This is a genomic window from Kitasatospora sp. NPDC101108, assembly GCF_055584725.1.
On sequence record NZ_JBVJLM010000015.1, the window covers coordinates 85,083 to 101,100 of the forward strand.

Annotated in this window: 13 protein-coding genes; all 13 read left to right on the forward strand. The window is 73.0% G+C overall.

The annotated features are described in order from the left end of the window. Nucleotides 1–87 precede the first annotated feature (87 nt). Nucleotides 88–825, forward strand: coding sequence for a CDP-alcohol phosphatidyltransferase family protein (locus ACZ6Z8_RS27930; RefSeq protein ID WP_465612841.1), 738 nt, complete (start codon nt 88–90; stop codon nt 823–825). Then, a complete protein-coding gene (locus tag ACZ6Z8_RS27935) occupies nt 822–1,724 on the forward strand; it encodes a glycosyltransferase family 2 protein (RefSeq protein ID WP_465612788.1) in 903 nt (300 codons plus the stop codon). Before ACZ6Z8_RS27930 ends, ACZ6Z8_RS27935 begins: the two co-directional genes overlap by 4 nt. Nucleotides 1,725–1,865: 141 nt before the next feature. Beyond that, a complete protein-coding gene (locus ACZ6Z8_RS27940; protein WP_465612789.1) occupies nt 1,866–2,807 on the forward strand; it encodes an ABC transporter permease in 942 nt (313 codons plus the stop codon). Then, nucleotides 2,800–3,609 (forward strand): ABC transporter ATP-binding protein, encoded by an 810-nt coding sequence (locus ACZ6Z8_RS27945; RefSeq protein WP_465612790.1) that lies wholly within the window; start codon nt 2,800–2,802, stop codon nt 3,607–3,609. Before ACZ6Z8_RS27940 ends, ACZ6Z8_RS27945 begins: the two co-directional genes overlap by 8 nt. A 313-nt stretch (nt 3,610–3,922) precedes the next feature. Further along, nucleotides 3,923–4,870, forward strand: a complete 948-nt coding sequence (gene hpnC / locus ACZ6Z8_RS27950; RefSeq protein WP_465612791.1) for a squalene synthase HpnC — start codon at nt 3,923–3,925, stop codon at nt 4,868–4,870. Between the two features lie 41 nt (nt 4,871–4,911). After that, entirely contained in the window at nt 4,912–5,769 is an 858-nt protein-coding gene (gene hpnD / locus ACZ6Z8_RS27955; protein WP_051824615.1) for a presqualene diphosphate synthase HpnD, read from the forward strand. Between the two features lie 148 nt (nt 5,770–5,917). After that, nucleotides 5,918–7,351, forward strand: a complete 1,434-nt coding sequence (gene hpnE / locus ACZ6Z8_RS27960) for a hydroxysqualene dehydroxylase HpnE (protein WP_465612792.1) — start codon at nt 5,918–5,920, stop codon at nt 7,349–7,351. A gap of 242 nt (nt 7,352–7,593) precedes the next feature. Beyond that, on the forward strand, nt 7,594–8,682 hold the full coding sequence (locus ACZ6Z8_RS27965; protein ID WP_465612842.1) for a polyprenyl synthetase family protein: 1,089 nt from the start codon (nt 7,594–7,596) through the stop codon (nt 8,680–8,682). Between the two features lie 64 nt (nt 8,683–8,746). After that, a complete protein-coding gene (gene shc / locus ACZ6Z8_RS27970; protein ID WP_465612843.1) occupies nt 8,747–10,771 on the forward strand; it encodes a squalene--hopene cyclase in 2,025 nt (674 codons plus the stop codon). Continuing rightward, nucleotides 10,768–11,448, forward strand: a complete 681-nt coding sequence (locus tag ACZ6Z8_RS27975) for a phosphorylase family protein (protein WP_465612793.1) — start codon at nt 10,768–10,770, stop codon at nt 11,446–11,448. The genes shc and ACZ6Z8_RS27975 overlap by 4 nt, the downstream gene beginning before the upstream one ends. A gap of 2 nt (nt 11,449–11,450) precedes the next feature. After that, nucleotides 11,451–12,479, forward strand: coding sequence for an adenosyl-hopene transferase HpnH (gene hpnH / locus ACZ6Z8_RS27980; protein ID WP_402814757.1), 1,029 nt, complete (start codon nt 11,451–11,453; stop codon nt 12,477–12,479). Nucleotides 12,480–12,612: 133 nt separating this feature from the next. Further along, nucleotides 12,613–14,523 carry a 1-deoxy-D-xylulose-5-phosphate synthase gene (gene dxs / locus ACZ6Z8_RS27985; RefSeq protein WP_465612794.1) on the forward strand — a complete coding sequence of 637 codons (1,911 nt, stop codon included), beginning with the start codon at nt 12,613–12,615 and terminating at the stop codon, nt 14,521–14,523. Then, the gene (locus tag ACZ6Z8_RS27990) at nt 14,513–15,913 is read left to right on the forward strand and encodes an aspartate aminotransferase family protein (RefSeq protein ID WP_465612795.1); all 1,401 of its coding nucleotides are present in this window, start codon (nt 14,513–14,515) and stop codon (nt 15,911–15,913) included. Before dxs ends, ACZ6Z8_RS27990 begins: the two co-directional genes overlap by 11 nt. Nucleotides 15,914–16,018 lie beyond the last annotated feature (105 nt).

Sequence of the window (16,018 nt, forward strand, 5' to 3'; positions counted from 1 at the left end):
TCCACCGCGGGCGCCGAGCGGCCCCCGGTGGACCTGACCCGCCGGCCCTCGATCGAGGAACTGCGCGCGGTGATCCACCCGGAGGGCATGCTCCAGCGCCGCAGCGCCGAGCACTGGGCCGGGCGCCTGTACATGCGGAAGATCTCGCTGCGGATCACCCGCGTGCTGTCCACCATGACGGCGATCACGCCCAACGGCCTGACCTACCTGATGATGTTCACCGGCATCCTGGCCGGTGCCGCGCTGGTCGTGCCGGGCATCACCGGCGCGGTCCTCGGCGCCCTGCTGATCCAGGTCTACCTGCTGCTGGACTGCGTGGACGGCGAGGTGGCCCGCTGGCGCCGGCAGACCTCGCTCACCGGCGTCTACCTGGACCGGGTCGGCCACTACATGTCCGAGGCGGCGCTGCTGACCGGCCTCGGCCTGCGCGCCACCGACCTGCTGCACCGCGAGGGCCACGGCTCCCACTGGGAGTGGGCGTTCCTGGGCACGCTGGCCGCGCTCGGCGCGATCCTGATCAAGTCCGAGACGGACCTGGTGGACGTGGCCCGCGCCCGCAGCGGCATGACGGCGGTCGAGGACAGCGCCTCCGTGCCGCGCTCCTCCTCGGTCGCCAGGGCCCGCCGGGCGGCCTCCTTCCTGAAGTTCCACCGCCTGGTCGGCGCGGTCGAGGCCTCGCTGTTCATCCTGGCGGCCGGGATCGGCGACGCCGTGAACGGCGGGCTGTCCCTCACCCGGCTCGCGGTCGTGGTGCTGGCGGCCATCGCCATGCTGCAGACCGTCCTGCACCTGCTGAGCATCGTCCTTTCGAGCAGGCTCCGATGACCACTACCACCACCACCGCGGACAGCTTCCGCCTCGGCGTCGTCATCATCACCATGGGCAACCGGCCCGCCGAGCTCAACGCCCTGATCGAGTCCGTCCGCGCCCAGGAGGGCCCGGCGGTCGAGCTGGCCGTGGTCGGCCAGGGCGTCGAGCTGCCCCCGCTGGCCGAGGGCGTGCGCACCGTCGAGCTGCCGGAGAACCTCGGCATCCCGGGCGGGCGCAACGTCGGCATCGAGCTGTTCGGGCCGGACGGCCGGGAGGTGGACGCCGTCCTCTTCCTGGACGACGACGGCCTGCTGCCCCGCACCGACTCGGCCCGCCTGCTGCGCGAGGCCTTCACCGCCGATCCGGAGCTGGGCATCGTGTCCTTCCGGATCGAGGACCCGGACACCGGCGTCACCCAGCGCCGGCACGTCCCCCGGCTGCGCGCCAGCGACCCGATGCGCTCCTCCCGGGTCACCACTTTCCTGGGCGGCGCCAGCGCCGTGCGCTGCAAGGTGTTCGAGCAGGCCGGGCAGCTGCCCGCCGAGTTCTTCTACGCCCACGAGGAGACCGACCTCGCGTGGCGCGCCCTGGACGCCGGCTGGGCCATCGACTACCGGGCGGACGTGGTGCTGCACCACCCCGCCACGTCGCCGGCCCGGCACGCCGCCTACTTCCACAACGTGGCCCGTAACAGGGTCTGGCTCGCGAGGCGGAACCTTCCGGCCCCGTTGGTGCCTCTCTATCTGGGAACCTGGTTCCTGCTGACCCTGGCCCGACGTCCCTCCGCGGAGGGGCTGAAGGCCTGGATGGGCGGTTTCCGGGCAGGCTTCCGCGAACCCTGCGGTCCGCGGCGGCCCATGCGGTGGCGTACCGTCTGGCGACTGACCAGGATGGGCCGTCCTCCGATCATCTGATTGGATCGAGCGATCGATCGCCGCGGCCGGTGACCACACACCGGCCAGAACCCCCCGTGATCCCAGTGGATCCCCATCGGCGCAAGGCCGGCGGACCCCCGCCGACCGGCCGCCCCGACAGATCCCGCGCGAAGGACGAATGTGTCGACAGTGAGTGAACCCGTCAGCCTCTCAGCCCCGAGGGGGGCGGACGCGGGCCTGACCCCCAAGCAGCTTGCGGACAAGTACGGCCTGTCGGTGAGCGGTGCCCGGCCCGGGCTGTTCGCCTACACCAAGCAGCTCTGGGCCCGGCGCCACTTCATCTGGGCCTTCGCCACCGCCCGCCTGGTGGCGCAGTACACCGACGCCAAGCTGGGCCAGCTGTGGCAGGTCGTGACCCCGCTGCTCAACTGCGGTGTCTTCTACCTGGTCTTCGGCGTGATCCTGAAGAGCAAGGACAACTTCCCGCCGAACACCTACATCGCCTGGCTGTGCATCGGCGTCTTCGTCTTCCAGTTCACCCAGAACGCGGTGCAGTCCGGCACCCGGGCGATCTCCGACAACCTCGGCCTCATCCGCGCGCTGCACTTCCCGCGCGCCAGCCTGCCGATCGCCTTCACCGTGATCCAGCTCCAGCAGCTGCTGATCTCGATGGTGGTGCTGGTCGTCACCGTGCTGGCGGCCGGCATCACCCCGGGCCGGACCTGGCTGCTGATCATCCCGGCGCTGCTCCTGCAGACGATGTTCAACACCGGCGTCTCGCTGGTCTTCGCCCGGATCGGCGCCAAGACCAGTGACATCTCCCAGCTGATCCCGTTCGTGATGCGGGCCTGGATGTTCCTGTCCGGCGTGATGTTCAGCATCCAGGACCGGGTCCACAGCTGGCCGCACTACATCCAGGTGATCTGCAACGTGAACCCGGCCTCGGTCTACATGGACCTGCTCCGGCACGCCTTCGCACCGGTCGTCTACAACAAGCACCTGCCCGCCCACCAGTCGCTGCCGCCGCACCAGTGGACGTACGGCGTGGCCTGGGGCGTCGGCATGTTCGTCATCGGATACGTCTTCTTCTGGAAGGCCGAGGAGGAGTACGGCCGTGGCTGACACCGACCTGAGCAAGCGCGACACCGTTGCGGACACCAAGGTGGCCCGCGAGCCCACCGTCGTCGTCGACGACGTGCACATCGTCTACCGGGTGCACGGCGCCGGCTCCGGCAAGGGCAGCGCCACCTCGGCGCTGAGCCGCATCGTCAGCCGCAAGCGCGCCGCCGGCGTGCGCGAGGTGCACGCGGTGAAGGGCATCAGCTTCACCGCGTACAAGGGTGAGGCGATCGGCCTGATCGGCTCCAACGGCTCCGGCAAGTCGACCATGCTGGCCGCCATCGCGGGCCTGCTGCCGACCGAGAAGGGCGGCATCTACACCAACGGCCAGCCCTCGCTGCTGGGCGTCAACGCGGCCCTGATGAACGAGCTCAGCGGTGAGCGCAACGTCGTCCTCGGCTGCCTGGCGATGGGCATGACCCCGGCCGAGGTGCGGGCGCGCTACCAGGAGATCGTCGACTTCTCCGGGATCAACGACAAGGGAGACTTCATCTCCCTGCCGATGCGCACCTACTCCTCCGGCATGGGCGCCCGGCTGCGCTTCTCGATCGCCGCCGCCAAGACCCACGACGTGCTGCTGATCGACGAGGCGCTGGCCACCGGTGACCAGGCCTTCCAGCAGCGCAGCAAGAGGCGCATCGACGAGCTGCGCGGCTCCGCCGGTACGGTCTTCCTGGTCAGCCACGACAACAACTCGATCCGCGAGGTCTGCGAGCGGACCATCTGGATCGAGGCGGGCGAGCTGGTCATGGACGGCCCGACCGACGAGGTCGTCGGCCGCTACGAGCGCGGCGAGCGCCCGTAGCCGTCCGCCTCGGAAGAGCCCTGGCTCCTGAGGGCCGGCCCCGGAACGCTCCGGTGCCGGCCCTTCGGCGTTCGGCCCGGCGCCGGCCGCGCTAGTCCGGCTGGCCGTCCCCGCGGGGGTGAGCGCCACCGTGCGCCGGGCGGGGCGCTCTTCTCGGGCGCGTCGCGTGGTGTCAGGCTGGGGGCGCGGGGGCGCTGTGCCGTGCGTGACGCCCGCGCTCGGACGCGTGTCCGAGTCGGACCGGTGGTACCCAGCGGTGTAGAACGGGGGAGTGACTGCAGTGTCGGCTTCGGCCCAGCCCAGAGATACGCCGGTGAACCCTTCCGTGGGACAGACCCTGGAGAAGGCGGGTGCGGAGAACTTCCCGGTCGCCCCCTTCTTCCTGCCCGCGGCCTGGCGCGACGACCTGATGGCCGCCTACGGCTTCGCCCGGCTGGTCGACGACGCCGGCGACGGCGACCTGGCCGACCCGGCCGCCACCGCCGCCCTGCTCGGGGTCGAGCAGCGGCCCCCCGCCACCCCTTCGGCCCAGTGCGGCCCGCCGAGCCCGGCGGAGACCGCTTTCCGGCTCGCCCTGCTCGACGGGCTGGAGCGCGACCTCGACCGGGCGTTCGAGACCGCCCTGCGCTCCGCCGACGCCGAACCGCCCCGCCATCCGCTGATGAGCGCCCTCGTCCCGCTGGTCGACCGGCACGGGCTGACCCCCGAGCCGTTCCGCCGTCTGATCGAGGCCAACCGGGTGGACCAGACCACCAGCCGCTACCCCACCTACGACGACCTGGCCGGCTACTGCACGCTCTCCGCCGACCCGGTCGGCCGCCTGGTGCTGGCCATCGCGGGCGTCTCCACCCCCGAGCGGATCGCCCTCTCCGACGCGATCTGCACCGCCCTCCAGGTGGTCGAACACCTCCAGGACGTGGCCGAGGACCTCTCCCGCGGCCGGATCTACCTCCCCACCGAGGATCTCGAACGCTTCGGCGTCACCGAGGAGGAGCTCGCCGCCCCCCGCGCGACCGGAGCGGTGCGGGAACTGATCGCCTTCGAGGCCGAACGGGCCCGCACCCTGCTCGACCGAGGCGCACCATTGGTAGGTACGGTTCGGGGGAGGCTTCGACTGCTCCTGGCGGGATTCACCGCAGGCGGCTACGCGGCCCTGGCGGCCGTCGAGGACGCCGGGTTCGACGTGCTCGCCCGGCAGGCGAAGCCGGACAAGCGCCGCCTCGCAGTGAAGGCGGCGGCCATCTTCGCGAAGGGAAGGTGAACGCCCGAGTGGCGGCATCACCACTGGCGTCGGCCCAGGTCATGGCGGCGTACCGGTACTGCGAGGCAGTCACCGGGCTGCAGGCGCGCAACTTCAGCTACGGCATCCGGCTGCTGCCCGAACCCAAGCGGCTGGCCATGTCGGCCCTGTACGCGCTGGCCCGCCGGGTGGACGACATCGGCGACGGCGACCTCCCGGCCGACCGCAAGGCCGAGGCGCTGGTGCGCACCCGGGAACTGGTGGACGAGGTCCGCTCCGGGACGGTCGCCGAGGACGACACCGACCCGATCAAGGTCGCCCTGGCCGACGCGGCCCGGCGCTTCCCGATCCCGCTCGGCGGCTTCGACGAGCTGATCGACGGCGTGGAGATGGACCTCAAGGGCGCCGAGTACCAGACGTACGAGGAGCTGAAGGTCTACTGCCGCTGCGTGGCCGGCGCCATCGGCCGGCTCTCGCTCGGCGTCTACGGCTGCGAGGACCCGGAGCGCGGGGCGCGCTACGCGGACACCCTGGGCCTGGCCCTGCAGCTCACCAACATCCTGCGCGACCTGCGCGAGGACGCCCTGAACGGCCGCACCTACCTGCCCACCGAGGACCTGGTCCGGTTCGGCTGCGAGCAGGGCTTCGCGCTGTCCAAGCCGCCGGTCGGCGCCGACTTCACCGGCCTGGTGGCCTTCGAGGCCGCCCGCGCCCAGGCCGCCTTCGAGGAGGGCCTGCGGCTGCTGCCGATGCTCGACCGCCGCAGCCGCGCCTGCACCGCCGCGATGGCCGGGATCTACCACCGGCTGCTCGGCCGGATCGCCGCCGATCCCGAGTCGGTGCTACGCGGCCGGGTCTCGCTGCCGGGCTGGGAGAAGGCGTACGTCGCGCTTTCCGGGCTCGCCGGGGGGCGTTCTTGATTCTCGCCACGGTTCTGTCACGCTGTGTCAGCGGGGAATCACATCCGGGTAGAGCCGCGTTGAGCACGATGCTGACCACGAGGGTGCCGGCCGCCAGCGCGCCGGCCACACCGGCCGCCACCGGGCGGTCGAGCGAGGGGGAGGGCCGATGACCGGGCGAGCCGATGCCGCGCGCCCGGCCGCCGTCGTGGTCGGCGGCGGCCTGGCCGGGATCACCAGCGCACTGCGACTGGCCGACGCCGGCCACGACGTCACCCTGGCCGAGGGGCGCCCCCGGCTCGGCGGTCTGGCGTTCTCCTTCCAGCGCGGGGAGCTGACCGTCGACAACGGCCAGCACGTCTTCCTGCGCTGCTGCACCGCCTACCGCGGCCTGCTGGAGCGCCTCGGCGCCGCCCGGATGACCCACCTCCAGGACCGCCTGGACGTCCCGGTGCTCTCCGTCACCGGCCCCGAGCACGCCCCGGTGCGCACGCTGGGCCGACTGCGCCGGGCCGGCCTGCCCGTTCCGCTGCACCTGGCCGGCAGCCTCGCCCGCTACCCGCACCTGTCGCCGGCCGACCGCGCCAGGGTGGTCCGCGGCGCGCTCGCCCTGAAGGGCCTGGACCTCGCCGACCCGGCGCTGGACCGGCTCTCCTTCGGCGAGTGGCTGCGCCGCAACGGCCAGAACGCCGCCACCACCGCCGCGCTCTGGGACCTGGTCGGCGTCGCCACCCTGAACGCCCGGGCCGACGAGGTGTCGCTGGCGCTCGCCGCCATGGTCTTCAAGACCGGTCTGCTCTCCGACCCGGGGGCCTCCGACATCGGCGTCCCCGCCGTCCCGCTCGGCGTGATCCACCACGACCGGGCGCTCGCCGAGCTGGAACGCGCCGGCGTGCGGGTGCTGCTGCGCGCCCGGGTCGCGGAACTCAAGCCCGCCGCACCCCAGCACGCCGTCCGGCTGGAGGACGGGCAGCTGCTCACCGCCGACACCGTCGTGCTGGCCGGCGCCCAGGACACCGCGGCCGCCCTGCTGCCGTCCGGCGCCGTCCCCGGGCAGGAGCGGCTGGCGGAGTTCGGCACCACGCCGATCCTCAACGTGCACGTGGTCTACGACCGCAAGGTGCTGCGCCGGCCGTTCTTCGCCGCGCTCGGCAGCCCGGTCCAGTGGGTCTTCGACCGCACCACCCACTCCGGCCTGGCCGGCACCGGGCTCGGCCGCGCCCACCCCGGCGCCCAGTACCTGGCGCTCTCCCAGTCCGCCGTGCGGGACGAGATCGACCTGCCGGTGGCCGAGCTGCGCCGCCGTTACCTGCCCGAGCTGGCCCGGCTGCTCCCGGCCGCCGCGGACGCCGAGGTGCTGGACTTCTTCGTCACCCGGGAGCGCACCGCCACCTTCGACGGGGCGCCCGGCAGCGCCGAGCTGCGCCCCGGGGCCGCGACCGGCGTCCCCGGCCTGCTGCTGGCCGGCGCGTGGACCGCCACCGGCTGGCCCGCGACCATGGAGGGCGCGGTGCGCAGCGGCCACGCCGCCGCCGACGCCGCGCTGGCCGCGGCCGGTGCCCGGGTGCCGGTGGACCGGGGCGACGGGCGGTGGCCCAGGTGACGGCGGGCCCCGTCGCCGGGGAGCCCGCCAGAGCCGACGGGCGTACCGTCGGCCCCATCGGCCCCATCGGCCGTACGGACACCGTTCGCTCCGCCACCGCCGGCACCAGCACCGCCGGCACCAGCACCGCCGGTACCCGCACCGCCGGTACCCGCACCGACCGCACCGGCATCGACACCAGCCGCACCGACAGCACCCGGCCGCCCCGTGCGGTCCGGCACCACGAGGGAGAGGGAACGCACGTGGAGTCACGCACCGGCTTCGCCGTCGGAGGCACGGCGCATGCCGAACCGGTCTCGGTGCCGGAGCTGCTCGCCCGCAGCCGTACGCTCTGCACCCCGCCGCTACGGGCCACCGTCGCCCGTCTGGCCGCACCGATGGACACCGTCGCGGCGTACCACTTCGGCTGGATCGACCGGGACGGCACTCCGGTGGAGGGGGACGGCGGCAAGGCCGTGCGCCCGGCGCTGGCGCTGCTCTCGGCCCAGGCCGCCGGTGCGGCGGCCGAGGTCGGCGTGCCCGGTGGGGTGGCTGTTGAACTGGTGCACAACTTCTCCCTGCTCCATGATGATCTGATGGACGGTGACGAGACCCGACGGCACCGGGCCACCGCGTGGACGGTCTTCGGACCGGCCCAGGCGATCCTGGTCGGCGACGCCCTGGCGACGCTCGGCACGGAGGTGCTGCTCGACGCGGGGGACACCGGCGGCACCACCCCGGCCGACGCCGCGCGTGCCGTCCGGCTGCTCACCACCGCGACCCGCCGCCTGATCGACGGCCAGGCCATGGACGTCGCCTTCGAACAGCGCGACAGCGTCACCGTCGCCGAGTGCCTGGAGATGGAGGGCGGCAAGACGGCGGCCCTGCTGGCCGCCGCCTCGGCGATCGGCGCCGTGCTGGCCGGGGCCGACGACAAGGTCTCCGGCGCGCTCCAGCGCTACGGCCACCACCTGGGCCTGGCCTTCCAGGCGGTGGACGACCTGCTCGGCATCTGGGGCGCGACCGAGGTCACCGGCAAGCCGCACTGGGGCGACCTGCGCCAGCGCAAGAAGTCCCTGCCGGTCGCCGCCGCGCTCGCCGAGGGCGGGGCCGCCTCGCGCCGGCTCGCCGAGGCGCTCGCGGACCCGAAGGGCCGGGGCGAGGAGAGCGAGCCCGAGCTCGCCGCCCGGGCCGCGCTGATCGAGGAGGCCGGAGGCCGGGCCTGGACCCAGGAGGAGGCCCGCCGCCAGCACACGACTGCCCTCGCCGCCCTGGACGAGGTGCCCATGTCCGACGCGGTGCGCGAGCACTTCGTCGCACTCGCCGAATTCGTGGTGGTACGAGAGAGGTGACGTTACGTTGACAGCAACCGCGGACGGCCGGCTCGACCCTGAGTACGATTCCGAGCCGGTCGCGGTGGGCGACCGCCCCCCGGCCCTGCTGGGTACGGGGCGGTGGCAGCCCGAGGACACCGACCGGCCGCGGCCGGCCGGTGAGGCGGACGGGCGGCCCGGCGACGCGCGCGAGGCCCTGGCGCGTGCCACCACCCACCTGCTCTCGCTGCAGTCCTCCGAGGGCTGGTGGAAGGGCGACCTGGAGACCAACGTCACCATGGACGCCGAAGACTTACTGCTCCGCCAGTTCCTGGGCATCCGGACGGAGGAGCAGACCCGGGCCACCGCCGAGTGGATCCGGTCCCAGCAGCGGGAGGACGGCACCTGGGCCACCTTCCACGGCGGACCGGCCGAACTGTCCACGACCGTCGAGGCGTACGTCGCCCTCAAGCTCGCCGGTGACGACCCGGACGCCCCGCACATGCTGGCCGCCGCGCGGTACGTCCGCTCCGCCGGGGGCATCGCGGCCGCCCGGGTGTTCACCCGGATCTGGCTCGCGCTCTTCGGCTGGTGGCCCTGGGAGCGGCTGCCCGAGATGCCGCCCGAGATCATCTTCCTGCCCAAGTGGCTGCCGCTGAACATCTACGCCTTCGGCTGCTGGGCCCGCCAGACCATCGTCCCGCTGACCGTCGTCTCGGCCCACCGCCCGGTCCGTCCGGCCCCCTTCGCGCTCACCGAGCTGCACACCGACCCGGACCACCCGTACCCCGACCGGCCGCTCGCCCCCGCCACCAGCTGGGACGGCCTGTTCGAGCGCCTGGACAAGGTGCTGCACGCCTACCACCACCGGGCCTTCCGGCCGCTCCGGCGGCTCGCCGTCGCCCAGGCCTGCCGCTGGATCGTCGAGCGGCAGGAGGCCGACGGCTGCTGGGGCGGCATCCAGCCGCCGGCCGTCTACTCGCTGATCGCCCTGCACCTGGAGGGCTACGAGCTGGAGCACCCGGTGGTGAAGGCCGGCCTCTCCTCCTTCGACCGCTTCACCGTGCACACCGAGGACGGCATGCGCTGGATGGAGGCCTGCCAGTCCCCGGTCTGGGACACCTGCCTGGCCACCATCGCCCTGGTCGACGCCGGGGTGCCGGCCGACCACCCGGCGCTGGTCTCCGCCGTCGACTGGATGCTCGGCGAGGAGATCCGCAAGCGCGGCGACTGGTCGGTCCAGCGGCCCTCGCTGCCGGCCGGCGGCTGGGCCTTCGAGTTCGAGAACGACACCTACCCCGACATCGACGACACCGCCGAGGTGGTGCTCGCCCTGCGCCGGGTCGCCCACCCCGATCCGGCGAAGGTCGAGGCGGCGGTGGACCGGGGCGTGCGGTGGAACCTCGGCATGCAGTCCAAGAACGGCGCCTGGGGCGCCTTCGACGTCGACAACACCAGCCTGCTGCCGAACAAGCTGCCGTTCTGCGACTTCGGCGAGGTGGTCGACCCGCCGTCCGCCGACGTCACCGCCCACGTGGTGGAGATGCTCGCCGAGACCGGCCGGGCCCGCGACCCGCGGACCCGGCGCGGCATCGAGTGGCTGCTGCGCAACCAGGAGGCCGACGGCTCCTGGTTCGGCCGCTGGGGCACCAACTACATCTACGGCACCGGCTCGGTGCTGCCCGCCCTGGTCGCGGCCGGGGTCCCGGACGAGCACCCGGCGATCCGCCGGGCGGTGCGCTGGCTGGAGGACCGGCAGAACACCGACGGCGGCTGGGGCGAGGACATGCGCTCCTACGAGGACCCGGCGCGCTGGGCCGGGCGCGGCGAGTCCACCGCCTCGCAGACCGCCTGGGCGCTGATGGCGCTGCTCGCGGCCGGCGAGGGCCCGGACGGCCGGGCCAACCCCGCGGTGGAACGCGGCGTGGAGTGGCTGGTGCGCACCCAGCTCCCCGAAGGGACCTGGGACGAGCCGCAGTTCACCGGCACCGGCTTCCCCTGGGACTTCTCCATCAACTACCACCTGTACCGGCTGGTCTTCCCGGTCACCGCGCTCGGCCGCTACCTCAACGGCGCGCCGGGCATGGTCAAGCCCGGCGGTGCCCCGGCGATCGGGGCGGCGCGGTGACCACCGCACCCCTGCTGGTGCTCTGCGCGCTGGGCCCCGAGGTGTGGGCCCTGCGCGGCGGGGACTGGCGCGGCGCGGCCGGCGGGTCCGTGGTGCTGGTGCGCACCGGGGTCGGCCGGCGGCGTGCCGGGTCGGCCGTCCGCAGGCTGCTCGGCTCGGCCCCGGGCAGCTACGGCGCGGTCGTGGTGGCGGGCTTCGGCGCCGCCGTCGGGCCGGGCGTGGCACCGGGCGACGTGGTGGCCGCCGACGGCGTGCGCGACGCCGAGGGCCACCTCTACCCGGTCGACTCCGGGCCGGAGCTGGCCCGGGCGCTCAAGGAGCAGGGCCTGACCGTGCACACCGGGGTGCACCACACCGCCGACCACGTGGTGCGCGGCATCGAACGGCGCGCCCTGCACCGGCTGGGCGCGCTCGCCGTCGACATGGAGGCCGCCGCCGTGCTCGCCGCGCTGCGGGAGGTGCGCCCGGTCCTGCCCGTCGCGGTGCTGCGCGTGGTGGTCGACACCCCCGACCACGAACTGCTGCGCCCCGGCACCCTGCCCGCCGGGATGCGCGCCTGGCGGACCCTTCGGGCGACGGTACCCGCCCTGGTCGACTGGTACCGGCAGGAGCCCGGCGACGGCTCCGCAGACCTGAACCACCCCACATCCTCGATGCTCCCCCAGGAGGCGAGCTAGCCATGGCCATGCCGTTGCGCCAGACCGTGCGGGTCGGCACCTACCTGATGCAGCAGAAGCTGCTCAAGCGACGGGACAAGTTCCCGCTGATCGTGGAGCTGGAGCCGCTGTTCGCCTGCAACCTCGCCTGCGAGGGCTGCGGCAAGATCCAGCACCCGGCGGGCGTGCTCAAGCAGCGGATGCCCGTCGCCCAGGCGGTCGGCGCGGTCCTGGAGTCCGGTGCCCCGATGGTCTCGATCGCCGGCGGCGAGCCGCTGATGCACCCGCAGATCGACGAGATCGTCCGGCAGCTGGTGGAGCGCCGCAAGTACGTCTTCCTCTGCACCAACGCGCTGCTGCTGCGCAAGAAGATGGACAAGTTCAAGCCCTCGCCCTACTTCACCTTCGCCGTGCACATCGACGGCCTGCGCGAGCGGCACGACGAGTCGGTGGCCAAGGAGGGCACCTTCGACGAGGCGGTGGCGGCGATCAAGGAGGCCAAGCGGCGCGGCTTCCGGGTGACCACCAACAGCACCTTCTTCAACACCGACACCCCGCAGACCGTCATCGACGTCCTCGACTACCTCAACGACGAGCTCAAGGTCGACGAGATGATGATCTCCCCGGCCTACGCGTACGAGAAGGCCCCCGACCAGGAGCACTTCCTCGGCGTCGAGCAGACCAGGGAGCTCTTCCGCAAGGCCTTCGCCGGCGGCAACCGCAAGCGCTGGCGCCTCAACCACAGTCCGCTCTTCCTCGACTTCCTGGAGGGCAAGGCCGACTTCGAGTGCACCCCCTGGGGCATCCCCAACTACTCGCTGTTCGGCTGGCAGCGGCCCTGCTACCTGATGGCCGACGGCTACGTGCCGACCTACCGCGAGCTGGTCGAGAAGACCGACTGGAGCAAGTACGGGCGCGGCAAGGATCCGCGCTGCGAGAACTGCATGGCCCACTGCGGCTACGAGCCGACCGCCGTCCTCGCGACCATGGGCTCGCTCCAGCAGTCGCTGCGCGCGATCACCGAGACCGTCAGCTCCGGCCGCGGGCACTGAGACCGGGCCGGCGCCGCCCGGCCCAGAAGCCGTACCGCCCCGAGCTCCCGTCCGGCCCGGGCCACCGTGCCCGGGCCGGCCCCGCCCCGCCGGGCGGAGCACCACCGCACCGCTCCAGTCGTGAGGTGTACCCATGTCACTGCTCTCCCACGTCACGTCCCCGGCCGAGCTGCGCAAGCTCCCCGCGTCCGAACTGCCGCTGCTCGCCGACGAGATCCGCGATTTCCTGATCGACGCCGTCACCCGCACCGGCGGCCACCTCGGGCCCAACCTCGGCGTGGTGGAGCTCACCATCGCGCTGCACCGGGTGTTCGACTCGCCGTACGACCGGATCGTCTTCGACACGGGGCACCAGAGCTACGTCCACAAGCTGCTCACCGGCCGCCAGGACTTCTCCCGGCTGCGGATGAAGGGCGGGCTGTCCGGCTACCCCTCGCGGGCCGAGTCCGAGCACGACCTGGTCGAGAACTCGCACGCCTCCACCGCCCTCTCCTACGCCGACGGGCTGGCCAAGGCCGCCCAGCTGCTCGGCCAGCAGGACCGGCACACCGTCGCGGTGATCGGCGACGGCGCGCTCACCGGCGGCCTCGCCTGGGAGGCGCTCAACAACATCGCCGACGCCAAGGACCGGCCGCTGGTCATCGTCGTCAACGACAACGAGCGCTCCTACGCCAGGACGATCGGCGGGCTCGCCCACCACCTGGCCACCCTGCGCACCACCCAGGGCTACGAGCGCTTCCTCGCCCTCGGCAAGGAGGCGCTGCAGCGCACCCCGCTGGTCGGGCAGCCGATCTTCGACGCGCTGCACGGCGCCAAGAAGGGCTTCAAGGACGCCTTCGCCCCGCAGGGCATGTTCGAGGACCTCGGGCTGAAGTACCTCGGGCCGATCGACGGCCACGACGTGGGCGCGGTGGAACAGGCGCTGAGGCAGGCCCGCAACTTCGGCGGACCGGTCATCGTGCACTGCCTGACCGTCAAGGGCCGCGGCTACCTGCCCGCCGAGCAGGACGAGGCGGACCGCTTCCACGCCGTCAACCCGATCGACCCGTACACCTGCCTGCCGATCTCGCCCAGCGCCGGGATCTCCTGGACCTCGGTGTTCGGGGAGGAGCTGGTCACGCTCGGCGCCGAGCGGCCGGACCTGGTGGCGGTCACCGCCGCGATGCTCCAGCCCGTCGGACTGGCGCCGTTCGCCAAGGCCTACCCGGACCGGACCTTCGACGTCGGGATCGCCGAACAGCACGCCGTCACCAGCGCGGCGGGCCTGGCCACCGGCGGGCTGCACCCGGTGGTGGCGGTGTACTCGACCTTCCTGAACCGGGCCTTCGACCAGGTCCTGATGGACGTCGCCCTGCACCGGCTGGGCGTCACCTTCGTGCTGGACCGCTCCGGGGTGACCGGCTCGGACGGGGCCTCGCACAACGGCATGTGGGACATGTCGATCCTCCAGGTCGTCCCCGGGCTGCGGCTCGCCGCGCCGCGCGACGCCGAGCAGCTGCGGGCCCAGCTGCGCGAGGCCGTCGAGGTCGAGGACGCGCCGACCGTGGTCCGCTTCCCCAAGGGGAACGTCGGACCGACCGTCCCGGCGGTCGAGCGGATCGGCGGGACGGACGTGCTGCTGCGCACCGGGCCCGCGCCGGAGATCCTGCTGCTGGCCGTCGGCAGCACCGCCTCCGCCTGCCTGGACGCCGCCCGGCTGCTGCTCGCCGAGGGCTTCACGTCGACCGTGGTCGACCCGCGCTGGGTCAAGCCGGTCGACCCGGCGCTGCCCGAACTCGCCGCCGCCCACCGGCTGGTGGTCACCGTCGAGGACAACGGACGTACCGGTGGCGTGGGTTCGGCCGTCTCCCAGGCGCTGCGGGACGCCGACGTGGACGTCCCCGTGCGGGTACTCGGCCTGCCGCAGGAGTTCCTCGCCCACGCCGCCCGCGGCGAGATCCTGGAGGAGACCGGCCTGACCGGCACCGGTGTCGCGGCCCAGACCGCCGTCGTCGCCAAGAACCTGCTACCGACCCGAGGAGCGAACCCGCGCCATGCCGGCTGAACCAGACCGCACCGCCTTCGACCTCGCCGCGCTCCTCGCCGAACGCGGCCGCGAACGCTACGAGTTGCACAGCCGCTACCTCAACCCCCAGCTGCCGCGCATGCTGCGCACCATCGGCTTCGACAAGTACTACGAGCGCGCGGAGGGCCAGTACTTCTACGACGCCGAGGGCAACGAGTACCTCGACATGCTGGCCGGCTTCGGCATCTTCGCCCTCGGCCGGCACCACCCGACGGTGCGCTCGGCGGTCCAGCAGGTGATGGATCTGGACCTGCCGGACCTGGTCCGCTTCGACTGCTCGCCGCTGCCCGGGCTGCTGGCCGAGCGGCTGCTCTCCCACGCGCCCGGGCTGGACCGGGTGTTCTTCGGCAACAGCGGTACCGAGGCGGTGGAGACCGCGCTGAAGTTCGCCCGCTGCGCCACCGGCCGAAGGCGCGTCCTCTACGCCGACCACGCCTTCCACGGACTGACCGCCGGCTCGCTGTCGGTCAACGGCGAGGCCGGCTTCCGCAAGGGCTTCGACCCGCTGCTGCCGGACACCGCCGTCCCGCTCGGCGACCTCGGGGCGCTGGCCAAGGAGTTGAAGCGCGGGGACGTCGCGGCGCTGATCGTGGAGCCGGTCCAGGGCAAGGGCGTCCAGGCGCCGCCGCCGGGCTGGCTGCGCGCCGCCCAGGCGCTGCTGCACGAGCACAAGGCGCTGCTGATCTGCGACGAGGTGCAGACCGGGATCGGCCGCACCGGCGAGTTCTTCGCCTACCAGCACGAGGAGGGCGTGCTCCCCGACCTGGTGTGCGCGGCCAAGGCGCTCTCCGGCGGGTACGTGCCGATCGGGGCGACGCTCGGCAAGGGCTGGATCTTCGAGAAGGTGTACTCCTCGATGGACCGGGTGCTGGTGCACTCGGCCAGCTTCGGGTCCAACGCCCAGGCGATGGCGGCCGGGCTGGCGACCCTGGAGGTGATGCGCGAGGAGAAGGTGGTGGAGAACGCCCGGCAGGTCGGCGACCGGCTCCACGAGCGGCTCACCGAGCTGATAGACCGGTACGAGCTGCTCGCCGAGGTGCGCGGCCGCGGGCTGATGATCGGCATCGAGTTCGGCCGGCCCAAGTCACTGAGGCTGCGCACCGGTTGGACGGCCCTCCAGGCGGCGCGCAAGGGGCTGTTCGCGCAGATGGTGGTCGTCCCGCTGCTCCAGCGGCACCGGATCCTGACCCAGGTGTCCGGGGACCACCTGGAGGTGATCAAGCTCATTCCACCGCTGATCATCACCGATCGGGACGTGGACCGGTTCCTGGACGCCTTCACCGAGATCATGGACGAGGCCCACCGGGGGAACGGCCTGATGTGGGATTTCGGCCGGACCCTGGTGAAACAGGCGGTGGGCAACCGGTAGTCGGGCGGGGAGTGGGAAGTCGGCCGGGCCGACTTCCCACGACCGGGGCGACACCCCGGCAGAGCGCGGGGCGGCGCCGCCCGAGCCCCACCACGAGAGCGACCA